Here is a 22,444-nt window from a genome sequence, read left to right on the forward strand (position 1 = left end):
ACGCGGCGGAAGGACGGCGGGAGCGGATGACGGGACGGGTGACGCAAACGGCTCCCCAGTCTATAGAGCCTCCGGCGGCCGACGGTCCGGGCAGCCTCTAGGCAGGACGGGTGACACTGCGCGGCGGTCCGCGTGTCCGTCACCCTGAGTGGCGTTCATCCGACCGTACGTTGGTCGCGTGGAGTACCGAAGCATGCCCGACGCGCGCACGACCGACCGCCCCGGCGCCGCGACAGCCCCCCGGCGGGCCGCGGGCGTGCCCGGACCCGCACGCTCCCCCGAACCCGCGCCGCGCGCCCCGGAGCCCCGCCAGGCCGCCGGGGCCAGGACCGCGCCCCGTCCCGGGCCCCGGTCCGGCGGCTCCAGCGCACCGCACCGGCTCACCGCGGTCGGCGGGGCGGTGGTCACCCTCGGCGCCACGCTGCTCGGCGGGGCGATCGACTTCTGGCTGTTCGGCGGCACCGGGATCGTGATGGGCCTGGCCTACATCGCAACCTGCTTCCAGGTCGCGGTGCGGGTACGGGCCGCCGACCTGGCGATCGCCCCGGTCAGCGGGCCGATCGCGTTCGCGGCCACGCTGCTGGTGATGGGCGCTGGGCCGGACCACAGCGTGCTGGGACGGATCATCGGGCTGGCCACCGCACTGGCCCTGCAGGCCGGCTGGCTGTTCAGCGGGACGGCGGTGTCGGTGCTGATCGTGCTGGCCCGCCGGATCGCCCTCAACCGAGCCCGGCGCAGGGCCGCGCAGTAGGCCCGACGCGAGGCCGCGCAGTCGGCCCGGCGCAACGCCCAAGGCCCGGCGCAGGGCCGCGGCGAAGCCGTTCCGGACTCGGCTGAGCCCGGCCGGGCCCGGCCGGGCTCAGCCCAGCTTGGAGGCGGCCATCGCGGCGCCGACGATCCCGGCGTCGTTCTGCAGTTCCGCGGGGACGATCTCCGCGCGCAGCGGCTTCAGCAGCGGGAGGAACTTGTCCGCCTTCCGGCTGACCCCTCCGCCGATGATGATCAGCTGCGGCGAGAACAGCGCCTCGACCATGCCGAAGTAGTCGTCGAGCCGCTCGGCCCACTCCGACCAGCTCCAGTCGTGGTGCTCCTTGGCCGCGGACGAGGCGTGCCGCTCCGCGTCCTTGCCGTGCAGCTCCAGGTGCCCCAGCTCGGTGTTGGGGACCAGCCGGCCGTCGATGAACAGCGCGCTGCCGATGCCGGTGCCCAGGGTCAGCAGCAGCACCACGCCCTTGCGGCCCTTGCCCGCACCGTAGGCGACCTCCGCCAGCCCGGCCGCGTCGGCGTCGTTGACCACCGCCACCGGCAGCCCCAGCGCCTCCTGGAACAGCGAGGCGGCGTCCAGGTCGACCCAGCCCTTGTCGACATTGGCGGCGGTCCGGGTGTGGCCGTCCACGACCACACCCGGGAAGGTCAGCCCGACCGGACCCTTCCAGTCGAAGTGTCCGACCACTTCCTGGACCGCCTTCACCACGGCCTTGGGCTCGGACGGCTGGGGCGTGAGCACTTTGTGCCGTTCCTGGGCCAGCTCGCCGCGATCGAGGTCCGCCGGAGCGCCCTTGATCCCGGAACCGCCGATGTCCACACCGAAGACGTTCACGCTGGGATACCCCTGTTCGTCGTTGAACACGTCGTTGAACTTCCTGTCGCCAACGTAGGGCCTACCCCGTCCGTGTGCCTTACTTACCCGCCGCTTCGGCGCGCAGGTCGCGGCGCAGTTCCTTGGGGAGCGAGAACTGCAGGTGCTCCTCGCTGGTCCGGACCTGCTCCACGTCGCCCCAGCCGCGCGCGGCCAGCCACTCCAGCACGCCTTCGACCAGGATCTCCGGCACCGACGCGCCGCTGGTCACGCCGACCGTGCCGACGCCCTCCAGCCAGGCCTCGTCGATCTCGTCGGCGAAGTCGACCAGGTACGCGGCCTTGGCCCCGGCCTCCAGCGAGACCTCGACCAGCCGGACCGAGTTGGAGGAGTTGCGCGAGCCGACCACGATGACCAGGTCCGACTCCCCGGCGATCTGCTTGATCGCGGCCTGCCGGTTGGAGGTGGCGTAGCAGATGTCGTCGCTGGGCGGGCTGGTCAGCAGCGGGAAGCGCTGCTGCAGTGCGCCGACGGTGGCCATGGTCTCGTCCACCGAGAGCGTGGTCTGCGACAGCCAGACGACCTTGGACTCGTCCCGCACGGTGACGTTGGCGACGTCCTCCGCGCCGTCCACCAGGTGGGTGCGCTCGGGCGCCTCGCCCATGGTGCCGACGACCTCCTCGTGGCCCTCGTGGCCGATCAGCAGGATGTCGTAGTCCTCCTCGGCGTAGCGCAGCGCTTCCTTGTGCACCTTGGTGACCAGCGGGCAGGTGGCGTCGATGGTAGCCAGCTTGCCGCGCTTCGCCTCGTCGTGGACGGACGGGGCGACGCCGTGCGCGGAGAAGACCACGATGGAGCCCTCGGGCACCTCCTCGGTCTCGTCGACGAAGACGGCCCCCTTCTTCTCCAGGGTCTGCACCACGTACTTGTTGTGGACGATCTCCTTGCGGACGTAGATGGGAGACCCGTACTGCTCCAGGGCCTTCTCCACAGCGATGACGGCGCGGTCGACACCCGCGCAGTAGCCGCGCGGGGCGGCGAGCAGGACACGACGGGAAGCAGTAGCAGGCATGCCACCAGCGTACCGGCAGGCACTGTCGGACCCGGCGGCTACGCTCGGTCCATGCCCCTCGACAACTCGCCGGACGCGCCCATCCCGGTCGGCCGGGTCTCCCAGCTCATCGGCGGCTGGATCAACCGGCTCGGCGCGGTCTGGGTGGAGGGGCAGATCACCCAGCTCAGCCGCCGTCCCGGGGCCGGGGTGGTGTTTCTGACGCTCCGTGACCCGGCGCAGGACGTCTCGCTCTCGGTCACCTGCTACCGCGCCGCCTTCGACCCGGTCGCCGACCTGGTCAGCGAGGGCTCCCGGGTGATCCTGCACGCCAAGCCGGAGTGGTACGGGCCGCGCGGCACGCTGTCGCTGCGCGCCGCCGAGATCCGCCTGGTCGGGCTCGGCGACCTGCTGGCCCGGCTGGAGCTGCTCAAGCGCACGCTGGGCGCGGAGGGGCTGTTCGCCGCCGAGCGGAAGCGCCCGCTGCCGTTCCTGCCGCGGTGCATCGGCCTGGTCACCGGACGCGCGTCCGCGGCCGAGCGCGATGTGCTGCAGAACGCCCGTCGGCGCTGGCCCGCGGTGCGGTTCGAGGTCCGCAACGTCGCGGTGCAGGGGGTGCACGCGGTCTCCGGGGTGATCGCGGCGGTGCGGGAGCTGGACCAGCACCCCGAGGTGGACGTGATCATCGTGGCCCGGGGCGGCGGCAGCGTCGAGGACCTGCTGCCGTTCTCGGACGAGCAGCTGGTCCGCGCGGTCGCGGCGGCGCGGACCCCGGTGGTCAGCGCGATCGGCCACGAGCCGGACCAGCCGCTGCTGGACTACGTCGCCGACCTGCGCGCCTCCACCCCGACCGACGCCGCCAAGCGGGTCGTCCCCGACGTGCGGGAGGAGCTGGCCCGGGTGCACGGGCTGCGGGACCGGGCCCGGCACGGCATCCGGGCCCGGCTGGAGCGGGAGCGCGGCGGGCTGGAGGCGGTCCGCAGCCGCCCGGTGCTAGCCGCGCCGCGGCGGATGGTGGACGAGCGGGCGGCCGAGGTGTCGACACTGCTGGAACGCTCGCGGCGGACCCTGGACCACCGGCTCGACCGGGCCGGGTCCGAGCTGGAGCACACGCTGGCCCGGGTGGTCGCGCTCTCGCCCGCGGCGACGCTGCGGCGCGGGTACGCGGTGCTGCAGCGGGAGGACGGCGCGGTGGTCCGCGACGCGGCGGAGGTCGGCGCGGGGGACGTCCTGCGGGCCCGGGTCGCCGAGGGCGGCTTCGATGTGACGGTACGTCAGGACTGAGTCGGCGGGGCCAGGAGGAACGTCAGCATCGGGCGAGTCGGGGCTGAGGTCGGTCAGGGTCAGCGTGCGTCGGGGCTGAGGCGGGTCAGTGGGGTCGAACCCGGGTCGGTGAAGCCGAGCGAGCGGTACAGGCCCTCGGCCTGGTCGGTGGCGTTGAGGTGCACCCGGGCCACACCGTGCCGGTCGTACCAGGCGAGCAGCTGTTCCACGCAGACCCGGGAGTAGCCGCGGCGGCGGTGCTCCGGGTCGGTGCAGACGCTGGAGACATGGCCGACCAGGACGGCCCCCGCGGTCCGCGGCGTCGGCAGCCGCCGGTCCAGCGTCCCGACCGCACAGGCCGCGAGGCGGCCGGGGCGACCGGGGTCGTCCACCACGAACCCGACGAGACCGCCGACCCCGACCCCGACCCCGAGCGGGGTGACCGCGCCGGGCGGCTCGTCCGCCGCCGCGGGGGCGGCGAGTTGCTCGCGGAAGGCTCGTTCGCTCTCGGCCCGCCAGGGGCCGTGGTCGTCCTCAGCCGCCTTGCCCATCGCGGCGAACATCACCCCGCGGAGCCGGGCCAGCTCCGGGGCGTCGGCGGGGACGGCGGCGCGTACCGGGATCATGGGCCGGAGGCTAGCGGACCCGGGTCGGGGCTGTCTCCGGATTTGTCGGCGGCGGAATTGTCGGCAGCTCCCCCTACTCTGGGGGGATGGCGAAGCGGGCAGAACCAGCAGCGACGGCAGCGGCAACGGCAGCAGCAGCGACGTCGGTGGACGACGGCCTGGGCTACGAGCAGGCGCGGGACGCCCTGCTCGACGTCGTCCGGACGCTGGAGACCGGCGGGACCTCGCTGGAGGAGTCGCTGGCCCTGTGGGAGCGCGGCGAGCAGCTGGCCAAGGTGTGCGAGCGCTGGCTCGACGGCGCCCGCGCCCGGCTGGACGCCGCCCTGGCGGAGGGCGAGGACGCCGAGGAGCCCGCCGCGGGGTGAGCTGAATCACTTCACAGATCATCTGCTTGGGAAATAGTTGAAGCTTCACCTAGGTTGAGGACTGTGCAACCGGCGGTCATGCCGCTCCACGACCGACCGCCCCGACCTGACCTGACCTGACCCGAAGGTGAACTGATGTCTGACGCCCTGGTACTCGACGCCGCCGCCCAGGACCTGCTGTTCCGTGAGGCCCGCACCGCGAACACCTTCACGGACGAGCCGGTGACCGACGAGCAGATCCAGGCGATCTACGACCTGGTCAAGTACGCACCCACGGCGTTCAACCAGCAGCCGCTGCGGGTCGTCCTGGTCCGTTCCGCCGAGGCCCGCGAGCGCCTGGTCGCGCACATGGCCGACGGCAACAAGGCCAAGACCGCCGCCGCCCCGCTGGTCGCCATCCTGGCCGCGGACCACGAGTTCCACGAGGAGCTGCCGGCCCAGTTCCCGGCCTTCCCGCAGGCGAAGGACCTCTTCTTCTCCGAGCGCCCGGTCCGCGAGAGCTCCAGCAGCTTCAACGCCGCGCTGCAGGCCGGCTACTTCGTGGTCGGCATCCGCGCGGCCGGCCTGGCCGCGGGCCCGATGACCGGCTACGACGCGGCCGGCATCAACAAGGAGTTCCTGGACGGCGACCACTCGGTGCTGACCGTCGTCAACATCGGCAAGCCCGGCGCCGACGCCTGGTACCCGCGCAACCCGCGCCTGTCCTTCGACGAGGTCGTCACCACCGTCTGATCCCGCCTCCCGGCCTTCAGGCCTACTGCGGCCCTCCTCCTCCGTCGCCCGCCGCGCCGGAGGAGGAGGGCCGTCGTACGTCCGACGCCCGGCTCAGTGCTTCTTCGCGATGGTGTTGACGTAGTTGGCGCCCCCTGCGTAGAGGCCGTCGACGGTGTGCTGGACCTGGGACAGGGTCATCGTGTGCGCGGAGTTGTAGTAGAGCCAGTTGACCTGCATGTCCCACTGCCGGTCACCGCCCAGGTGCAGGGTGTTGACGAACCATGTGTTGAAGTTCGCCGACATCGGTTCACGCGGGTAGTACTTGCCGGTGGTCGTGTACAGCACGCTGCCGTCCATCGAGTACGTCACCACGCCCTTGGCCGCCGTGATCACCAGGGTGTGCCAGCCGTTGAGGCTGATCATGTTCTTCTGGGTGATCCGGTCGCCCGCGTCGGCGCTGTACCACGTGGTGGTGTCCAGGCGCGGACCGGGCGCGCCCCAGCCGCCGTTGGGCTCGTACTCGGCGTCGATCTCGCTGTACTTCGGGTTGTCCGGCGAGATCATGTAGAAGTCCTCGTTGATGGGGTCGCCGTTGACGCCGTGGGTGGGCTGGTCGTTGAAGTGGATCCGCGCGGCGTACGTCCCGGTGAAGAAGGGGATGTCCCTGCTCTGGATCTCCGCCTGGGTGGTCCCCGACTTCGTGCCGTCGGTGGTGGCGCGGAGGTTGAGGACCTGGCCGCCCTTGGCTCCGGACATCACCGGGAAGCTGACGCCCGACGCCTTCCAGGTGTCCAGGACGCCCGGACCGCCGTCGGCCGTGCGCACGATCCAGCCGTGCTGGTTGAGTGCCGGGTCGTCGGGCCCGGTGTAGTGGAAGTCGTCGAAGACCACCCCGGCTGCCGCGTCCAGCGGCACCGGGGCCGAGGACGCCGGCGCCGCAGCGCCGGCGGGTTCCGTGCCCCAGGCCAGCCGGCCGTTGACATAGGCGGTGATGTGCTCGTTCTCGCGATAGGCCTTCGCGTCGGCGCCGTTGAACGAGAAGTCGGCGGACTCCTTCATCGCCGCCTTGTCCGGGCGGTAGAGCTGGAGCTCGATCGCGCCGGAGTTGGCCTTCGGGGCCAGGCTGCCCGCGTCAGCGGTGAAGGAGACCTGGAGGTAGTGGTCCGCGTCGCCGACCGGGCTCGGCAGGGCGACGATCTTCTCGGCGACGTGCGAACAGCCGACTTCGGCGTAGATGCAGTTGAAGGCGTAGCCCCGGGTGCCCTCCTGCTTGAAGTAGTAGCGCAGCGTCACCTCGTCGAGGACTACGGGCTGCTGGGCGGTGTTGACGAGTTGCATCCACGGTTGCGAGAACGAGGCCGAGTCCGAGGGCTGCGCCCCGGGGCGGTACCGCACCGAGAGCAGCGGCGCGGCGGGCCCTGTCGCGTCGCCGGACCGGCTGCCGCTGCTGGACGCCTTGCTGTGCCAGAGCGGCCGGGTCACGAAGACGACTGCGGCCACCAGGGAGAAGAAGACCACCGCACGGAACACCGTCGCCGCTCTGCTGGTGGACTGGGCGCGGCGACGGCCGAGGGCAGAACCCATGATGGCTCCTAGCGAAGTGCAGAGGCCGTGCTTGCGGCAGGCCTGGAGAAGAAGAAGGGGAAGCAGTCGCGCACAGCCCGGCTAGCGGCTGGTCGGGCTTCCATCCGGGGCAGGGAAATAGGGGTCGTAGCCGGTCCGCGACTGGTGGCCCGTCGGGTCCGCCTGGTCCGTCGGGCTCCCGTAGGCGCCGACCGGGACCGGGAACGCCTGCTCCGGCCGCTGCTGTCGGACCACGCGCAGCGGGAGGGTCTCCTCCCAGCGCCCGCCCGCCGGGATCGCCGCCGACCCGGGCACGTCGTCGTCCGCCCCGACCGTCTGCGGCTCCTCGCCACCGCCGACCTCGACCGTGGCGCGGGTGCCCCAGTTGGTGCTGCGCAGGGTCGCGAGCGACCACAGCCGCAGCGGCAGCAGCAGGCAGAGGTTCATGAGTGCGTACAGCGGCGCGCAGAAGAAGGTGAACATCCGGTCGAAGAACCCGACCGTGATCGCCCCCCGCAGATAGTGGACCGAGCGCACCCAGGCCATCACGCACATGTAGCCGACGTAGGCGGCCAGCATCTTCCAGCTGGTCGGATGGAGCCCGATCGCGACCAGCGCGCTCAGCAGCCCGCCGGTGAAGAGGACCCAGGTGACCAGTTCGATCAGGTTGAGCCACCAGTACATGCGGGTGATCCGGAACTTCCCGAAGAGCAGGAAGCCCTCGCGGATGAAGGACTTGCCCCAGCGGATCTGCTGGCGGATGTAGTGTTGAGCCGCTCGGGCACGTCCGTGTAACCCACCGAGGAGGGCTGGATCAACGACAGCCCCTCGGTGAGGCAGTAGTAGGTCAGCCGGCGGTCGTCACCGAAGGTCGCCGGACGGCCGAGGAACCGCTGGTCGAGGAAGTCGTCGAGGTACTTGCGCACCACCCAGCCCCGGTACATCGCCAGCGAGCCGCAGGCGCAGAGCACCGAGCCGAGCCGGGAGTACGCCACGCGCTCGCCGAGGAAGGCGTTGACGTAGCGCATGTCTATCAGCCGGGTGAGCAGGTTGGTGCTCCGGTTGTGCGCGAGGACCAGGCCGGTGACGCAGTGCACCCGACGCTTGCTGAAGGGCTCGGCGAGTTCGGAGACGGCGTGCTGGTCGAGCACGGTGTCGGAGTCCACACAGAGGTACATGTCGGCGTTGGGGGCCTGTTCGAAACCCGCCGCGAGGCCGTGCCGCTTGCCGCGGTTGTCCGGAAAGCGGATGAAGTCCAGCCGGACGCCCAGGCGTTCGAACTGCGGGCGCATGTCGTGGATGAGGGCGGCGCAGGACATGTCGCTGGAGCAGTCGTCCACCACCGTCAGCGAGTCCACCAGCATGGTCTGGGCCAGGATCGAATCCAGGCAGCGGCGCAGCATGGCAGGCGCCTCGTTATAGGACGTAACAACTCCGTGTACGTAGTACCCACGGCTGTGATGGCGGAAGGAAAGCTCGGGTTTCCTTCGTCGCCGTATGGACAGAACCAGCTTCAGGAACAGCAGCGTTCCGACCGTCACCCCGTACCAGTGGAGGTGCGCTCCGGCTCTGATGAGCGTGTGCATGCCGGACTTGGCCTTCCTGGTGACCGAAACGTGTGTTCTCAGTGTGAAGATAGCCCACGAATGTTGCGCATTGGTGACGGAGGTGCTGGGGAGGGCTGGCCGCAAACCCGACATTCACGACCGCACGTGGGCGTTTGGGCCCGCTCGTCGGTACTCGGAGCCCGAATTGAGGCACCGTGGACGGACATCGGAGTGACGAACGACACAGCCGTCGCCGGTGTCCGGTTCACCCGGAAATAGTGGGCTAGGTAGAAATCCGGCAGCATTTCGGCTGTCCACAAAGCTCCCCAGGCCGCCGTGGGGTGCGAGTGGGTGTGAGCGGGAGGTGAGGATATAGTCCACCCCCTGGCAAGAGCGGAAAGGAAACCGATGCGGCTCACTGTGATAGGTACCGGGTACCTGGGTGCCACCCATGCCGCGTGCATGGCGGCGATCGGCCACGACGTCCTCGGAGTGGATGTCGACGAGGACCGGATCGCCGCGCTGACAAACGGTCAGGCGCCGTTTTACGAGCCAGGGTTGTCCGAACTGCTCAGGGAGCAGACCGAAGCCGGCCGACTGCGGTTCACGACGTCCTACGAGGAGGCCGCCGCTTTCGGCGAGGTGCACTTCGTCTGCGTGGGAACCCCGCAGCACAAGGACAGCGGTGCCGCGGACCTCGGCTACATCGACGCCGCGATCGACTCCCTGGCACCGCACCTGACCCACCCCTGCCTCGTGGTCGGCAAGTCCACCGTGCCGGTCGGCACCGCGAGCCGGCTCGCCGAGCGCCTCGCCGGGGCGGCTCCGGTCGGCAGCCGGGCCGCCCTGGCCTGGAACCCCGAGTTCCTCCGCGAGGGCTTCGCCCTGGACGACACGCTGCGACCGGACCGGCTGGTCTTCGGCATCGGCCCGGAGGCGCCCGAGGCCGAAGCCGTGCTGCGCGCGGTCTACGCTCCGCTCGACCCGGAACCACCGCTGGTCGTGACCGACCTGGCCACCGCCGAACTGGTCAAGGTCTCCGCGAACTCCTTCCTGGCCACCAAGATCTCCTTCATCAACGCCATGGCCGAGGTCTGCGAAGCGACCGGCGCCGATGTGCTCCAGCTCAGCAGGGCCCTCTCCTACGACACCCGGATCGGCGGGCGCTTCCTAGGCCCGGGCATCGGTTTCGGCGGCGGCTGCCTGCCCAAGGACATCCGCGCCTTCCAGGCCCGCGGCGAGGAACTGGGAGTGGATCGGGCACTGCGCTTCCTGCGTGAGGTGGACGCCATCAACCTGCGGCGCCGCGAGCGTGCCGTGGAACTCGCCGCCGAGTTGTGCGGAGGAAGCCTGACGGGCCGCCGGGTGGCCGTCTGGGGCGCCGCGTTCAAGCCGGACTCGGACGACATCCGCGACTCGCCCGCGCTCGCGGTGGCCGCGCGGATGCACGCGCTGGGTGCCGATGTCAGCGTCTTCGACCCGAAGGCGATGGACAACGCGCGGAAGGTGCAACCAGAACTCGGGTACGCGACCGGGGCCCTGGCGGCCGCCGAAGGCGCCGAGGTCGTCCTGCTGCTCACCGAGTGGTCGGAGTTCAGCGAGATCGACCCGACCGCGGTCGCCGCGGTGGTCGCACAGCGCGCTGTGGTCGACGGCCGGAACGCGCTCGACCGTGCCCGTTGGCAGGGGGCCGGGTGGACCTACCGGGGACTCGGCCGGCCCTGACCCCGCCGGGGGGCTACTTCAGCGTCGCTGCGAAGGCGGCCAGGGCGGTGTAGGACTCGGTGCCGGTGATCGCGGTGGTGCCCTTGGGGGTCTGCAGGACCAGGGCCCGGTAGCGGTCGCCCTGGTAGTGGCTCCAGACGGTGCCGTCGACGGTGCTGGTCGCGGGCTGCTTGACGCCGTTGGTGGTGGCGTCGGCGAGGAAGGCGTCCATCGGGCCGTTGCTCTGCCGGATCGCCACGTACTGCCCGTGCGGGTCGATGAAGCCCAGGGTCCACTCGGCGTTCGCGGGGTCGGAGCCGTCGTACTCCACCGCCGTGGCGTTCCAGCCCTTGGCCAGGCCGACCGGGGCCAGCACCGGGTACGGCGCCGCCCGCCGGGCGGACTGCACCGCGGCGTTGTACTCCACCGGGTGCACCCCGTCGCCGCCGCTGTGCGGGATGAAGTAGTAGATGACCAGCCCGGCCGCCATCACCGCGATCAGCGACAGGACCATGTCCCGGGCCGACTTCCCGGCCATCCCCGGACGCTTCTGGGTGCGGGTGGGTGCTGTCCCGGTCTGCGCCGGCGCGCTCTCTGTTGCCACCCGTCCATGGTGGACCATGGCCCGACCCCGGTCCGGCACCGGGGTCCCGGCCCACTCGATGGCCTGCCCGATGGCCTGCCCGCCGGCCCACCGCCGGTGCGCCGGCCAGTGCCCCAGGCCACAGACATCCCCGCAGGTCGTCGGTACCATCGGCACACCCTCATCCGGCCGTCGTCGTACAGAGAGGTACGCAACCGATGACCGAACCACAGTCGCACAACCTTCCGTCCTCGCTCGAAGTAGCCCCGGAGGCACCCGACCGCAACCTCGCCCTGGAGCTCGTCCGCGTCACCGAGGCCGCCGCGATGGCGGCCGGTCGCTGGGTCGGCCGCGGCGACAAGAACGGGGCCGACGGCGCCGCCGTACGCGCCATGCGCACGCTCGTCCACACCGTCTCGATGAACGGCATCGTCGTCATCGGCGAAGGCGAGAAGGACGACGCCCCGATGCTCTTCAACGGCGAGCGGATCGGCGACGGGACCGGCCCCGAGTGCGACGTCGCCGTGGACCCGGTGGACGGCACCACGCTCACCGCCAAGGGCATGCCCAACGCGGTCGCGGTGCTCGCCGTCGCCGACCGCGGCACCATGTTCGACCCCAGCGCCGTCTTCTACATGGACAAGCTGGTCGCGGGCCCGGAGGCGGCCGGTGCGGTGGACATCAGCGCGCCGGTCGAGCACAACGTCCGCGCGGTCGCGCGGGCCAAGGGCTGCGCGCCCGAGGACGTCACCGTGGTGGTACTGGACCGGCCGCGGCACGACACGCTGGCCGCGGACATCCGGGCCACCGGGGCGCGGATCAAGTTCATCTCGGACGGCGACGTGGCCGGCGCGGTCATGGCCGTCCGCGAGGGCACCGGCGTCGACCTGCTGCTCGGCGTCGGCGGGACGCCCGAGGGGATCATCGCCGCCTGCGCGATCAAGTGCCTCGGCGGAGTGATCCAGGGCCGGCTCTGGCCCAAGGACGAGGCCGAACGGCGCAAGGCGCTGGACGCGGGCCACGACCTGGACCGGATCCTGCACACCGACGACCTGGTCAGCGGTGACAACGTGTTCTTCGTCGCCACCGGCATCACCGACGGCGAGTTGCTGCGCGGGGTGCACTACGGGCCGGAGACCGCGACCACCAGCTCCCTGGTGATGCGGTCCAAGAGCGGCACCATCCGCCGGATCGAGAGCACCCACCGGCTGTCCAAGCTGCGGGCCTACAGCGCGATCGACTTCGACCGGGCGCGCTAGCCGTACCCGGCCCGCGGGTCGGCCCCCGGCGCGTCCCGCGGGGGTCCGTCCCCGCCGCGGTCGGCGCCCGGCAGGCCCGGACGGGTCAGCCCGCCGCGGCGATCTGCCGTGTGGCCCGCGCCGCCTCCCGGAGCTCCTGCTCCCGGCGGCGGCGCCGGGCCAGCACCACCCGGCGCTCGGCGGCGGTCAGGCCGCCCCAGACGCCGTACGGCTCCGGCTGCAGCAGTGCGTGCTCCCGGCAGGACATCAGCACCGGGCAGCGCGCGCAGACCCGCTTGGCCTGCTCCTCGCGGGCCAGCCGGGCGGCCGTGGGCTCCTTGGACGGCGCGAAGAACAGCCCCGCCTCGTCCCGGCGGCAGGCCGCGTTGGTGTGCCAGGGAGTGTCATCCGTGGACCCGCGTTGAACCGGGACGTGTGTACCGGACTCGTCCAGACGGGCTTCTATCGGATGAAGCACGACACACTCCTGACGACAGTGGCGAGAGCACGGTGAGGGGTACCGCACATCGCCGAACGGTCAAGCGATGTGAGGCCGATCTACCCCGTGGGACACCGATTCATGCACTGCGCACACAATCCGACGAACGGATCCGCACCGGATCCGCACCTCGCCGAGCCGTCGGGCTCACTCGTCCAGGAAGCGGCGCGCGGCCTCCCGGGCCTTGGCCGCAAGCTTGTTCGGCCTGCGCAGTTTGGCCTCGACTCCGCCGAACACCGCGGAGCCCTTGATGGTCACCACCGGGCCGTGCGGATCGGTCCCCTCCTGCTGCTTCACGTCGAAGCCACCGAAGATCCCGGCCCCGCCGCCGCGCAGGGTGACGTGTTCGGGGACCCTGATCTCGACCCCGCCGAACACCGCGGTGCAGTGGATCACCAGCTCGGGAGCGTCGAACACGGCTTCGGTCAGGTCGATCTCCACCCCGCCGAACACCGCCAGCGCCTTCAGCGACCGTCCGGCCCGGAACCGGCCCTTGCGCTGGGCCCCGCCGAACACCGCGACCATGGTCTCCGGCTCGGTCCTGGACGGCAGCGCGGACCGGTCCTGCTGCCCGGCGGGCCGTGGCACCGAGGCGGTCCCGGCGGCGGCGGCGTGGGTGGCCGCGTGCGAGGGGAGGTCCACGGTCAGCGGGACCAGCTCGCCGAGCGTCTTCGCGGCGTAGACCGAGTCCACCCGCTCCGAGTGCTCCTCGGCGGTCAGCCGCCCCTCCGCGTACGCCTCGCGCAGAGCCTCGGCCACCCGCTCGCGATCGGCGTCCGAGGCACGCAGGTCCGCCTCCGCGGGATCGGCGTAGGGCTTCGGCTTCTTCAACGGGTCCGGCAGGGAAGAGTTGTCCACAGGGTGAGGATAGTCACCCGCCCGCCGTCCGTGACAGCCCCGATCAGTACCCTGGTGGACGAGCTCCGATCGCCGATGATTGAGGACCCCGCCATGCCCGACTTCGCCTACACCGACCTGCTGCCGCTCGGCGCGGACCCCACCCCGTACCGGCTGCTCACCAGCGAGGGCGTCAGCACCTTCGAGGCGAACGGGCGGACCTTCCTCCAGGTGGAGCCCGAGGCGCTGCGACTGCTCGCGGCCGAGGCGATGCACGACATCTCGCACCTGCTGCGCCCGGCGCACCTGGCCCAGCTGCGCCGGATCCTGGACGACCCGGAGGCCAGCCCGAACGACCGCTTCGTGGCCCTGGACCTGCTGAAGAACGCCAACATCGCGGCCGGCGGGGTGCTGCCGATGTGCCAGGACACCGGCACCGCGATCGTGATGGGCAAGCGCGGCCAGAACGTGCTGACCGAGGGGACGGACGAGGCGGCGCTGTCGCAGGGCATCTACGACGCCTACACCAAGCTCAACCTGCGCTACTCGCAGATGGCCCCGCTGACCATGTGGGACGAGAAGAACACCGGCAGCAACCTGCCCGCGCAGGTCGAGCTGTACGCGACCGACGGCGGCGCGTACAAGTTCCTGTTCATGGCGAAGGGCGGCGGCAGCGCCAACAAGTCGTACCTCTACCAGGAGACCAAGGCGATCCTCAACGAGGCGTCGATGATGGCCTTCCTGGAGGCGAAGATCCGCTCGCTGGGGACGGCCGCCTGCCCGCCGTACCACCTGGCCATCGTGGTCGGCGGGACCAGCGCGGAGTTCGCACTGAAGACCGCGAAGTACGCCTCCGCGCACTACCTGGACACCCTGCCGACCGAGGGCTCGGCCACCGGGCACGGCTTCCGCGACCTCGAACTGGAGGCGAAGGTCCAGGAGTTGACCCAGAAGATCGGAATCGGGGCGCAGTTCGGCGGCAAGTACTTCTGCCACGATGTCCGGGTGATCCGGCTGCCGCGGCACGGGGCGTCGCTGCCGGTGGCGATGGCCGTCTCCTGCTCGGCCGACCGGCAGGCGCTGGGCAAGATCACCGCCGAGGGCGTCTTCCTGGAGCAACTGGAGACCGACCCGGCGAAGTACCTGCCGGAGACCACCGACGAGCACCTGGACGACGCTGTGGTCCGGATCGACCTCGACCAGCCGATGGCGGACATCCGCGCCGAGCTGAGCAGGCACCCGGTGAAGACCCGGCTCTCGCTCACCGGCACGCTGGTGGTCGCCCGCGACATCGCCCACGCCAAGATCAAGGAGCGCCTTGACGCGGGCGAGGGCATGCCGCAGTACCTCAAGGACCACCCGGTCTACTACGCGGGCCCGGCCAAGACCCCCGAGGGCTACGCCTCCGGCTCCTTCGGCCCGACCACGGCGGGGCGGATGGACTCCTACGTGGACCAGTTCCAGGCGGCCGGCGGCTCGATGGTGATGCTGGCCAAGGGCAACCGCTCGCAGCAGGTCACCGACGCCTGCGCCGAGCACGGCGGCTTCTACCTCGGCTCGATCGGCGGCCCGGCGGCCCGGCTGGCGCTGGACTGCATCAAGAAGGTCGAGGTGCTGGAGTACGCCGAGCTGGGCATGGAGGCGGTCTGGCGGATCGAGGTGGTGGACTTCCCCGCCTTCGTCGTGGTCGACGACAAGGGCAACGACTTCTTCACCGACCCGGGCGCCGACACCCAGCCACTGATCACCAGCATCCCGGTACGGTCGGCGGAGTAAGCCGTGAGCGGCACCGCCTACCCGAGGTAGGGCGTCGTCCGGTGGTCCAGGAAGTGATCGAGGCGAAGCCGTTGGGTGTGATGCATGGGCAGCGTCGGCACGTCTTCCGGTGCGACGAAGCGCAGTTCCGTCGACTCGTCCGATATGGCCAGTTGTCCGCCGACGACGCGCGCTGTGAAGCAGACATTGAACTGTCGGCGCACTTCTCCGTCGCTGTAGGCGATCACGTGTCGCGGGTCGGTGTACGTGCCGACAAGGCCGGTGATCTCGACGTCCAGTCCGGTCTCTTCCTTCACCTCGCGGACAGCAGTGCCTGGCAGGGAGTCGGCCATCTCCATACCCCCGCCCGGCAGCGCCCACAGGCCGTTGTCGGTCCTGCGCTGGAGCAGGATGCGCCCGTCCTCGTCCGCGACGACGGCAGAGGCCGCCACGACAAGACTGTTCGGCTGCGGGGCATCCGGGTCGTCGTAGAACTCTGTTCGCGCCATAGGCTCAGCCTTCCCGCTCGACGGACGCCGCTGTTGCCCAGACGGCTTCGAAGCTCTGAGCGTACGTGTCGAATATCCCGCCGTCGCCGACCTTGCGAAGGCGCCACAGCGGCGCTGCATAGGCGTTCACGCCCCATACGTGGGCATTGACCAGCATCTCTTCGTCGGCCCGGTAGAGGCTGTTTGTAGAGGGTCGTGCCGTGCGTGCGGATCTCGATCCCCGGCACCCCGAGAAGCGACCGGTAGTGCAGCAACGCCAGACGGCAGCACGTAGGCCGACACGGGTACGTCAGCGCGCTGGTCGTACAGCGCTACCAGTTCGGGGCCGACCGCACGGGCGGGGCGTGCCTGACGCAGAGCCGGCCACAACGCATGGACATCCTCCCCGAGGGCTTCAGCAGCACGTAAGGCGGTCGCCCGGCGGGGCGTCCGTCCGAGATTCACCCAGCGCTCTACCGATTTGGCGTCCACCTGGACGCGCTCCGCGAGGCTGCCCTGAGTCCACCCGCCAGCCGCCATGGTCGCGCGGAGCCGTTCGTTCTGCATGGTCGCTCGCTCCCAAACTTCCGGACGTTCCAAGGGACGTTCTACCCCATGCAGGACGTCCGGAAGTGGGATCCGTGGGAGGTTCCCCCGTCCTACGGGCCACCTCGAAGATCGTGGAAGGCAATCGATGGAAGGCGGTCCGCTGATGTGGTGGCTCTACACAGCGAGGAAGGAAACGTGCACCGGATGCGGCAGGTTGGCCATCCTCGTCGCGCGCACGCAGCTCTGCTTCCAGTGCGGGGCGCAGTAGTGAGCCCGAGGGAGGACGACTGCGCGGAGTGCCTGAGGCTGGCCGAGCAGGAGCAGGCAGCGATGTTGACTGCCGACTACTCCCGGCGGACGGATGTTCGTGTGATATGGCATCGACACATCACGGCAGTCCACGCCGAGGAAGAAGAAGGCGGGGAGCCCGCTACAGCGCCGAAGTTCGCTGAGGATCGGGCGAGAATGGGGGCATGGCATCCGAAGCGGCTGAGTTCGTTCTGAGCATGGGGGATCTGCGCGAGGTCACGGCCTTTGCCGAGGTGTGTGCGCGGGAGGTGCTGGGGATCTTCGAGGACGAGCGGCCGGAGGACTCGCGGCCTCGGCGCGCGATCGACACGGCAAGGGAGTTCGCCGGGGGCGGCAAGCGCGGTAAGGCGCTGCGCGACGCGGCCTGGGCGGCGCTCAAGGCGGCGAAGGAGGCGCAGCCGGCCGCGGCGGAGGCGGCGCGCGCGGCGATGGCGGCGGCGGGCGCCGCCTACCTGCATCCGTTGCCGAACGCCTCGCAGGTCAAGCACATCCTCGGGTCCGCCGCGCACGCGGCCAGGGCGGCCGAGCTCGCCGCCGACGCCGATCGGGCCGCCGGGACCGATCGGGCCGTCGGCGACGAACGCGTCGCCGAGGCGGTGCGCCACGCGACCCCGGCCCTGGTCGACGTGCTCAAGCGATACCCGGCGGCACCGGCCGGCGGCGGACGCGTCGGCGAACTGACCCGCCTGCTGGACGCCGCCCTCCGCAGCTGAGCGTCCAGCAGGCACCGTCGTGGGCCGGCAGGGTCAGGCGTTGCCGTCAGGAATTGCCGTCAGCGTTGCCGTCAGTAGTCGTTGCAGTTCCCGACCATGTTGGTGTGGAAGTAGTCCGCACCGTCCACGTAGGGAGCGAAGACCCAGCCGCTGATGGGGTTCCAGCCCTGCTCGTCCTGGGTCGACCAGGCGTCGATCTTGTACCAGACGTCGCCGTCGTTGTAGACCTGGCCACCGGAGACCCAGCAGCCGACGTTGACGACGTCGGGCGCCCACAGGGTGATGGACTTCGAGGAGGACGCGTTGGGCGAGGAGTACACGCCGACGCCGTGCGACGTGCGGATGTCGTCACCGAGGTAGTCCCCGGGTTCGAGGGTGAGGGGGTGGGCGGCGGCGGGTGCGAGCACGGCACCGGCCGGGTCGGCGTGCGCCGCGCCGGCGCCGAAACCCGCCAGGCTCGCCGCAGCCAGTCCGAGGGCGGCGGCGGTGGTCGCCATACGCTTCACATTCTTCACGTGCATTCCTTCCCCGTCAGCCTCCGCGGATGTGGCGGCGGCTGCTCTGTCTCGGACGCGTCGCGGTGTCGACGCCAGGTGGCAGGAACGGCACTGCCGACCCGTGACACGACGCTAGGGAGCGGGGTCCGTCGGTCGTCCTTGGTTCGTCCTAGGCTGGGACGGGCGGCCGACGGGAACATGCGCGGCGTCATCGCCGCTGTGGCTGGGTGGAGGAGGTTGTGGACATGGGCGCAGCGGCAGGGCAGGACGGCGGGTACCGGGTCGAGCACGACTCGATGGGTGAGGTGCGGGTGCCCGCGGCGGCGAAGTGGGGGGCGCAGACGCAGCGGGCGGTGGAGAACTTCCCGATCTCCGGGCAGCGGCTGGAGCGGGCGCACATCGAGGCGCTGGCGCGGATCAAGGCGGCGGCGGCGCGGGTGAACGCCGGTCTCGGCGTGCTGGACCCGGCGACCGCCGCGGCCGTGGTGGAGGCGGCGGACGAGGTGGCCGCGGGGCGCTGGGACGCCGAGTTCCCGATCGACGTGTTCCAGACCGGCTCCGGCACCTCGTCCAACATGAACGCCAACGAGGTGATCGCGGCCCTGGCGAGCGAGCGGCTCGGGTCGCCGGTGCACCCGAACGACCAGGTGAACGCGAGCCAGTCGTCCAACGACGTCTTCCCCAGCTCGATCCATGTCGCGGCGACGGCCGCGGTCACCCGGGACCTGGTCCCGGCGCTGGAGCACCTCGCGGCGGCACTGGAGCGGAAGGCCGAGGAGTTCGCCGGGGTGGTGAAGTCCGGGCGGACGCATCTGATGGACGCCACCCCGGTCACCCTGGGCCAGGAGTTCGGCGGCTACGCGGCCCAGGTCAGGTACGGGGTGGAGCGGCTGCGGGCGACGCTGCCCCGGGTCGCCGAGCTGCCGTTGGGCGGAACGGCGGTCGGGACCGGGATCAACACCCCGGCCGGCTTCTCCGCCGCGGTGATCGCCGAAGTGGCGCGGGCCACCGGGCTGCCGCTGACCGAGGCCAGGAACCACTTCGAGGCGCAGGGCGCCCGGGACGGCCTGGTCGAGCTGAGCGGGCAGCTGCGGACGATCGGGGTCGGCTTCACCAAGATCGCCAACGATCTCCGCTGGATGGGCTCGGGGCCGCGGACCGGGCTGGCCGAGATCAACCTGCCGGACCTGCAGCCGGGCTCCTCGATCATGCCGGGCAAGGTCAACCCGGTGATCCCGGAGGCCGTGGTGATGGTCGCGGCCCAGGTCGCCGGGAACGACGCCACCGTGGCCGTCGCGGGCGCGGCCGGCAGCTTCGAGCTCAATGTGATGCTGCCGGTGATCGCCCGCAATCTGCTGGAGTCGGTCCGGCTGCTGGCCAACGTCGCCCGGCTGCTGGCCGACCGGACCGTGGACGGGATCACCGCCAATGTCGAGCGGCTGCGCGAGTACGCCGAGTCCTCACCCTCGGTGGTGACCCCGCTGAACCGCTACCTCGGCTACGAGGAGGCGGCGAAGGTCGCCAAGCAGGCGCTGGCGGAGCGGAAGACGATCCGTCAGGTGGTGCTGGAGCGCGGGTATGTGACGCAGGGGAAGCTGACCGAGGAGCAGCTGGACCAGGCCCTCGACGTGCTGCGGATGACCCGGCCCTGAGCAACGACTGCCCTGACCGGCCGCCCACGGACCGGCCGCCCCCGCGTCCGCCCCGCTCACATCGCCGCAGCAGCCGCCGCGGTCAGTGAACGGGCGTAGCCGACGCGGGCGTTGAAGTCCTGGACCTGCATCACCGAGTACACCGGGAGCTGCAGCTGGTGCAGCATCCCCGGGCCCTGCACCACGATCTGCACGCTGCCCTCGGTGCGCTCCTCCTTGGCCAGCAGGAACAGCAGGCCGAGGCCGCAGAGCAGCAGGGTGAAGACGATGGTGCAGACGATCGCCCAGGTGGGGATCACCCGGTTGCTGCGGGACAGGTCGGTGAAGGACCAGGTCACCTGGCCGATCGGGCGGCTGCCGCTGGGGGTGATCACCTCGTGCTGGGTGCAGACGATGTCGCCGATGGTGACCAGGGTGTCGGCCGGCAGCTGGAGCATCGGCTGCATCCCGGACATCCCCGGCATGCCCGGCGTCCCGTACATACCGGGCGGGGGCTGCGGCGGCAGGTACTGCTGCTGCGGGGGCATCGGCGGCGGCGTGGGCGGGTTCCAGCCGGGCGGCGGGGTCGGCGGCGGCGTCGGCGGCGGGTTCCAGCCGGGCTGCGGCGGGGTCGGCGGCGTCGGCGGCGGGGTGGGCTTGTCCCAGCCCGACGGCTGCGGCGGGTTCTGCCCGTTCCAGGGAGGAGGCGTGGTCACGGGCTGAGTCCTTAATCGGGCCGACGGGTGTCAGCTGAAGGATAGTGCGTCCTCCAGCCGACACCCGTCGGTTGTTCACAAGGGCTGCCAGGCTGTGACCTCAGGCGATGGCGATGTCGTCGGCCGAGTAGGCGCTCTGGCCGTACCAGCCGTGCAGGTAGAGGGTCACGGCACCGGAGGAGCCGGTGGTGAACGGAACCGTGAGCTTCTGCCAGGTGCCACCGGGGCTGGCCCAGGTGCTGGCGGTGGCGCCGCCGCTGACGCCGAGGTAGACGTAGCTGCCCTGGATCCACCCGGTGAGGGTGTAGGCGGTGTTCGCCTTCAGGGTCAGCGTCTGCTGGCACTGGGCGGTGTCACTGGACGTCGGCGTCGCCGTCAGCGCATGGCTGCCGGAGTGCACCGGACTGCTCTGGACCACCGCGGTGGCCGCGGCGGAGCAGGTCCAGGGGGCGAGCGAGCCGGTCTCGAAGCCGCCGTTGACGACCGCGCCGCTGCCGGGCGGCGTCGTGGTGGGCGGTGCGGTGGTGGGCGGTGCGGTGGTGGGCGGGGTGGTGGTCGGGGGCGTCGTGGTGGGCGGAGTGGTCGTCGGCGGCGTCGTGGTCGGCGGCGTCGTGGTGGGCGGCGTCGTGGTGGGCGGGGCGCTGGTCGGCGGGGCGGCACAGCCGGCCGCGGAGCCGTTGGTGTCGGTCACCGTGTCGTTGAACAGGGTGGCCGCCGGGTCCAGGTCGTACATCGAGAACATCATCGTTCCGCCCAGACCGTTGCAGTGCATGTAGTCGGTCGTGGCCTGGATCGAACGGGCGTCCTCACCGCTCCAGAAGTTGGTCCCGTCGTAGAAGTACGCCGCCTGGGCCGTGGGATCCCAGAAGGTGTCGGCGGCGTTGTCGACGACGCCGGTCAGCTCCTTGTACATGCGCACGCCGGCCACGTTGCCGGAGTCGGCCGCGCCTGGCGCGGGTGCGCTCGCGGGCTGGAACAGGCCGTGGTTGGCCCCGGCCGCGACGCCGGTCCAGCCGCGGTAGTAGAACGGGATGCCCAGCGTCAGCTTGCCCGCTGGGAAGCCGCCGGGGATGCCGTACTGGGAGTCGCCGACGGTGTACGCCCGTACCGCCGAGTCGATCGAGTACTTGCCGGTCCCTGGCGCGATCGGGGTCATCGGGTCATTGGGATCGTTGTAGATCGGCGCCTGGTGGTTGGTCGGCCCGGTGGGCTCGAAACCGCCGTGCATGTCGTACGTCATGGCGTCGCCGAAGGTCAGGTACTGGGCGATCTGGTTGGTCTGGATGTTCTGGATCTTGTCCTGACCGGACGGGAGCGCGGCGCTGAGCGCGTAGGTCTTGCCGTCCGCCGCGCCCTGGGTGTTCAGCTCGCTGCGGAACTCGGCCAGCAGCGCGGTGAAGTTCGCCTTGTCCGCGGTGCTGGAGTGGTTGCCGGTGTGGCCGCCGCCGCCCGGGTACTCCCAGTCGATGTCGAAGCCGTCGAAGATGCCCTTGCCGGTGCCCGCGCCGCCGTAGCCGTTCTGCGAGGGCAGGTTGCCCTTGATGAACATGTCGATGCAGGAAGAGACCAGGGCCTTGCGCGAAGCGTCGGTGGCGGCCGCGTCCGAGAAGTACTTGGAGTAGGTCCAGCCGCCGATCGAGAGCAGGATCTTCAGGTTGGGGTTCTTCGCCTTGAGTTCCTGCAACTGGTGGAAGTTGCCGACGATCGGCATGTTGTAGGCGTCGGAGGTGCCGTCGACGCTGATGCTGGAGTCGTACGACTTGCCGTAGTCCGCGAACGAGTCGCCCGCGCCGTCACCGGCGTTGGGGTTGTTCTCGTCCTGGGACGCGGCGGAGTTGGCCTCGAAGCACTGGTGCGTGTTCGGGTCGATGTTCTCGAAGTCGTAGATCAGGTAGTCGAGCTTGCCGGCGATGCCCTCGGTCTGCAGGTTCTTGGGGTAGAAGGCGTTGGCGTAGATCGACCACTGGTCGAAGTAGCCGACCTTGAGGCCGCCGCTGGTGGCGGCGGCCCCGGTGGTGTTGCCCGCGGGCGTGGCCGCACCTGCCGAGGTGCCGAGCAGGGATGCGGACAGGCCCAGCAGGGCGGCCGCGCAGGACACGGCCGCCAAGCCGAAACGTCGGGAACGGTGCATGGAGCGTCCTCCCGGTGTGGGGGTTGAGGGGGACGGAAGCGCATGCGCAGAGTGTGAGCAGGTACCTGCCATTGACTGTGGTACAG

At 70.8% G+C, this 22,444-nt stretch carries 22 protein-coding genes and 1 pseudogene; 9 read left to right on the forward strand and 14 right to left on the reverse strand.

The features are described 5' to 3' along the window. Positions 1-193 precede the first annotated feature (193 nt). A complete protein-coding gene (locus ACEZDE_RS12500) occupies positions 194-751 on the forward strand; it encodes a DUF6542 domain-containing protein (RefSeq protein WP_380535590.1) in 558 nt (185 codons plus the stop codon). A 108-nt stretch (positions 752-859) separates the two neighbouring features. On the opposite strand, the gene ppgK is transcribed toward ACEZDE_RS12500, so the two are convergent. Then, the gene (gene ppgK / locus ACEZDE_RS12505; RefSeq protein WP_380535702.1) at positions 860-1,600 is read right to left on the reverse strand and encodes a polyphosphate--glucose phosphotransferase; all 741 of its coding nucleotides are present in this window, start codon (positions 1,598-1,600) and stop codon (positions 860-862) included. Between the two features lie 79 nt (positions 1,601-1,679). Then, the gene (locus ACEZDE_RS12510) at positions 1,680-2,651 is read right to left on the reverse strand and encodes a 4-hydroxy-3-methylbut-2-enyl diphosphate reductase (RefSeq protein ID WP_380535591.1); all 972 of its coding nucleotides are present in this window, start codon (positions 2,649-2,651) and stop codon (positions 1,680-1,682) included. Positions 2,652-2,702: 51 nt separating this feature from the next. On the opposite strand from ACEZDE_RS12510, the gene xseA reads away from it, so the two are divergent. After that, positions 2,703-3,914, forward strand: a complete 1,212-nt coding sequence (gene xseA, locus ACEZDE_RS12515; RefSeq protein WP_380535594.1) for an exodeoxyribonuclease VII large subunit — start codon at positions 2,703-2,705, stop codon at positions 3,912-3,914. Positions 3,915-3,973: 59 nt separating this feature from the next. On the opposite strand, the gene ACEZDE_RS12520 is transcribed toward xseA, so the two are convergent. Next, positions 3,974-4,519 carry a GNAT family N-acetyltransferase gene (locus ACEZDE_RS12520; protein WP_380535596.1) on the reverse strand — a complete coding sequence of 182 codons (546 nt, stop codon included), beginning with the start codon at positions 4,517-4,519 and terminating at the stop codon, positions 3,974-3,976. 86 nt (positions 4,520-4,605) lie between these two features. Between ACEZDE_RS12520 and ACEZDE_RS12525 the strand changes: the two genes are divergently transcribed. Both ACEZDE_RS12525 and ACEZDE_RS12530 read left to right on the forward strand, forming a co-directional pair. Continuing rightward, positions 4,606-4,884: an exodeoxyribonuclease VII small subunit gene (locus ACEZDE_RS12525; protein WP_380535597.1), complete on the forward strand. Its 279-nt coding sequence runs from the start codon at positions 4,606-4,608 to the stop codon at positions 4,882-4,884. A gap of 135 nt (positions 4,885-5,019) precedes the next feature. Then, entirely contained in the window at positions 5,020-5,616 is a 597-nt protein-coding gene (locus ACEZDE_RS12530) for a malonic semialdehyde reductase (RefSeq protein WP_380535599.1), read from the forward strand. A 93-nt stretch (positions 5,617-5,709) separates the two neighbouring features. Here ACEZDE_RS12530 and ACEZDE_RS12535 read toward each other — a convergent pair whose 3' ends face one another. From ACEZDE_RS12535 to ACEZDE_RS12545, 3 genes are all read right to left on the reverse strand, one after another. Continuing rightward, positions 5,710-7,182 (reverse strand): cellulose binding domain-containing protein, encoded by a 1,473-nt coding sequence (locus tag ACEZDE_RS12535; RefSeq protein WP_380535601.1) that lies wholly within the window; start codon positions 7,180-7,182, stop codon positions 5,710-5,712. Between the two features lie 81 nt (positions 7,183-7,263). Next, positions 7,264-7,845 (reverse strand): hypothetical protein, encoded by a 582-nt coding sequence (locus ACEZDE_RS12540; protein ID WP_380535603.1) that lies wholly within the window; start codon positions 7,843-7,845, stop codon positions 7,264-7,266. Next, entirely contained in the window at positions 7,824-8,861 is a 1,038-nt protein-coding gene (locus tag ACEZDE_RS12545; protein ID WP_380535605.1) for a glycosyltransferase family 2 protein, read from the reverse strand. The genes ACEZDE_RS12540 and ACEZDE_RS12545 overlap by 22 nt, the downstream gene beginning before the upstream one ends. Positions 8,862-9,116: 255 nt before the next feature. Between ACEZDE_RS12545 and ACEZDE_RS12550 the strand changes: the two genes are divergently transcribed. Then, positions 9,117-10,433 (forward strand): UDP-glucose dehydrogenase family protein, encoded by a 1,317-nt coding sequence (locus ACEZDE_RS12550; protein ID WP_380535607.1) that lies wholly within the window; start codon positions 9,117-9,119, stop codon positions 10,431-10,433. Positions 10,434-10,446: 13 nt separating this feature from the next. On the opposite strand, the gene ACEZDE_RS12555 is transcribed toward ACEZDE_RS12550, so the two are convergent. Further along, complete coding sequence (locus tag ACEZDE_RS12555; protein ID WP_380535609.1) at positions 10,447-11,016, reverse strand: DUF4245 domain-containing protein; 570 nt, start codon at positions 11,014-11,016, stop codon at positions 10,447-10,449. A 197-nt stretch (positions 11,017-11,213) separates the two neighbouring features. On the opposite strand from ACEZDE_RS12555, the gene glpX reads away from it, so the two are divergent. Continuing rightward, entirely contained in the window at positions 11,214-12,254 is a 1,041-nt protein-coding gene (gene glpX, locus ACEZDE_RS12560; protein ID WP_380535611.1) for a class II fructose-bisphosphatase, read from the forward strand. 85 nt (positions 12,255-12,339) lie between these two features. Here glpX and ACEZDE_RS12565 read toward each other — a convergent pair whose 3' ends face one another. Together ACEZDE_RS12565 and ACEZDE_RS12570 are read right to left on the reverse strand one after the other, a co-directional pair. After that, the gene (locus ACEZDE_RS12565) at positions 12,340-12,711 is read right to left on the reverse strand and encodes a WhiB family transcriptional regulator (RefSeq protein WP_380535613.1); all 372 of its coding nucleotides are present in this window, start codon (positions 12,709-12,711) and stop codon (positions 12,340-12,342) included. A gap of 168 nt (positions 12,712-12,879) precedes the next feature. Then, positions 12,880-13,590: a DUF1707 SHOCT-like domain-containing protein gene (locus ACEZDE_RS12570; protein WP_380535615.1), complete on the reverse strand. Its 711-nt coding sequence runs from the start codon at positions 13,588-13,590 to the stop codon at positions 12,880-12,882. A gap of 93 nt (positions 13,591-13,683) precedes the next feature. On the opposite strand from ACEZDE_RS12570, the gene ACEZDE_RS12575 reads away from it, so the two are divergent. Then, on the forward strand, positions 13,684-15,345 hold the full coding sequence (locus ACEZDE_RS12575; protein WP_380535618.1) for a fumarate hydratase: 1,662 nt from the start codon (positions 13,684-13,686) through the stop codon (positions 15,343-15,345). A gap of 17 nt (positions 15,346-15,362) precedes the next feature. Here the strand turns inward: ACEZDE_RS12575 and ACEZDE_RS12580 are convergent, their stop codons facing one another. Together ACEZDE_RS12580 and ACEZDE_RS12585 are read right to left on the reverse strand one after the other, a co-directional pair. Continuing rightward, positions 15,363-15,833: an NUDIX domain-containing protein gene (locus tag ACEZDE_RS12580; RefSeq protein ID WP_380535620.1), complete on the reverse strand. Its 471-nt coding sequence runs from the start codon at positions 15,831-15,833 to the stop codon at positions 15,363-15,365. Positions 15,834-15,837: 4 nt separating this feature from the next. Beyond that, positions 15,838-16,379, reverse strand: a pseudogene (locus ACEZDE_RS12585) (helix-turn-helix domain-containing protein). A gap of 455 nt (positions 16,380-16,834) precedes the next feature. Here ACEZDE_RS12585 and ACEZDE_RS12590 point away from each other — a divergent pair. Then, positions 16,835-17,383, forward strand: a complete 549-nt coding sequence (locus ACEZDE_RS12590) for a putative immunity protein (protein ID WP_380535622.1) — start codon at positions 16,835-16,837, stop codon at positions 17,381-17,383. 71 nt (positions 17,384-17,454) lie between these two features. Here the strand turns inward: ACEZDE_RS12590 and ACEZDE_RS12595 are convergent, their stop codons facing one another. Continuing rightward, positions 17,455-17,898 (reverse strand): hypothetical protein, encoded by a 444-nt coding sequence (locus ACEZDE_RS12595; RefSeq protein WP_380535624.1) that lies wholly within the window; start codon positions 17,896-17,898, stop codon positions 17,455-17,457. Between the two features lie 227 nt (positions 17,899-18,125). Between ACEZDE_RS12595 and ACEZDE_RS12600 the strand changes: the two genes are divergently transcribed. Beyond that, a complete protein-coding gene (locus ACEZDE_RS12600; protein WP_380535626.1) occupies positions 18,126-19,532 on the forward strand; it encodes a class II fumarate hydratase in 1,407 nt (468 codons plus the stop codon). 56 nt (positions 19,533-19,588) lie between these two features. Here the strand turns inward: ACEZDE_RS12600 and ACEZDE_RS12605 are convergent, their stop codons facing one another. Both ACEZDE_RS12605 and ACEZDE_RS12610 read right to left on the reverse strand, forming a co-directional pair. Then, complete coding sequence (locus tag ACEZDE_RS12605; protein ID WP_380535627.1) at positions 19,589-20,227, reverse strand: hypothetical protein; 639 nt, start codon at positions 20,225-20,227, stop codon at positions 19,589-19,591. A 100-nt stretch (positions 20,228-20,327) separates the two neighbouring features. Further along, on the reverse strand, positions 20,328-22,358 hold the full coding sequence (locus ACEZDE_RS12610; protein WP_380535629.1) for a glycosyl hydrolase family 18 protein: 2,031 nt from the start codon (positions 22,356-22,358) through the stop codon (positions 20,328-20,330). Between the last annotated feature and the right edge of the window lie 86 nt (positions 22,359-22,444).

Source organism: Streptacidiphilus cavernicola, assembly GCF_042510955.1.
GTDB classification, from domain to species: Bacteria; Actinomycetota; Actinomycetes; order Streptomycetales; family Streptomycetaceae; genus Streptacidiphilus; species Streptacidiphilus cavernicola.

Excerpts from the sequence above, each read along its gene's own strand:
- ACEZDE_RS12500 (WP_380535590.1), top strand. The coding sequence starts at position 194 with ATGCCCGACGCGCGCACGACCGACCGCCCCGGCGCCGCGACAGCCCCC.
- ACEZDE_RS12510 (WP_380535591.1), bottom strand. The coding sequence starts at position 2,651 with ATGCCTGCTACTGCTTCCCGTCGTGTCCTGCTCGCCGCCCCGCGCGGC.
- xseA (WP_380535594.1), top strand. The coding sequence starts at position 2,703 with ATGCCCCTCGACAACTCGCCGGACGCGCCCATCCCGGTCGGCCGGGTC.
- ACEZDE_RS12520 (WP_380535596.1), bottom strand. The coding sequence starts at position 4,519 with ATGATCCCGGTACGCGCCGCCGTCCCCGCCGACGCCCCGGAGCTGGCC.
- ACEZDE_RS12525 (WP_380535597.1), top strand. The coding sequence starts at position 4,606 with ATGGCGAAGCGGGCAGAACCAGCAGCGACGGCAGCGGCAACGGCAGCA.
- ACEZDE_RS12530 (WP_380535599.1), top strand. The coding sequence starts at position 5,020 with ATGTCTGACGCCCTGGTACTCGACGCCGCCGCCCAGGACCTGCTGTTC.
- ACEZDE_RS12535 (WP_380535601.1), bottom strand. The coding sequence starts at position 7,182 with ATGGGTTCTGCCCTCGGCCGTCGCCGCGCCCAGTCCACCAGCAGAGCG.
- ACEZDE_RS12540 (WP_380535603.1), bottom strand. The coding sequence starts at position 7,845 with ATGTACTGGTGGCTCAACCTGATCGAACTGGTCACCTGGGTCCTCTTC.
- ACEZDE_RS12545 (WP_380535605.1), bottom strand. The coding sequence starts at position 8,861 with ATGTCGGGTTTGCGGCCAGCCCTCCCCAGCACCTCCGTCACCAATGCG.
- ACEZDE_RS12550 (WP_380535607.1), top strand. The coding sequence starts at position 9,117 with ATGCGGCTCACTGTGATAGGTACCGGGTACCTGGGTGCCACCCATGCC.
- glpX (WP_380535611.1), top strand. The coding sequence starts at position 11,214 with ATGACCGAACCACAGTCGCACAACCTTCCGTCCTCGCTCGAAGTAGCC.
- ACEZDE_RS12575 (WP_380535618.1), top strand. The coding sequence starts at position 13,684 with ATGCCCGACTTCGCCTACACCGACCTGCTGCCGCTCGGCGCGGACCCC.
- ACEZDE_RS12580 (WP_380535620.1), bottom strand. The coding sequence starts at position 15,833 with ATGGCGCGAACAGAGTTCTACGACGACCCGGATGCCCCGCAGCCGAAC.
- ACEZDE_RS12590 (WP_380535622.1), top strand. The coding sequence starts at position 16,835 with ATGGCATCCGAAGCGGCTGAGTTCGTTCTGAGCATGGGGGATCTGCGC.
- ACEZDE_RS12600 (WP_380535626.1), top strand. The coding sequence starts at position 18,126 with ATGGGCGCAGCGGCAGGGCAGGACGGCGGGTACCGGGTCGAGCACGAC.
- ACEZDE_RS12610 (WP_380535629.1), bottom strand. The coding sequence starts at position 22,358 with ATGCACCGTTCCCGACGTTTCGGCTTGGCGGCCGTGTCCTGCGCGGCC.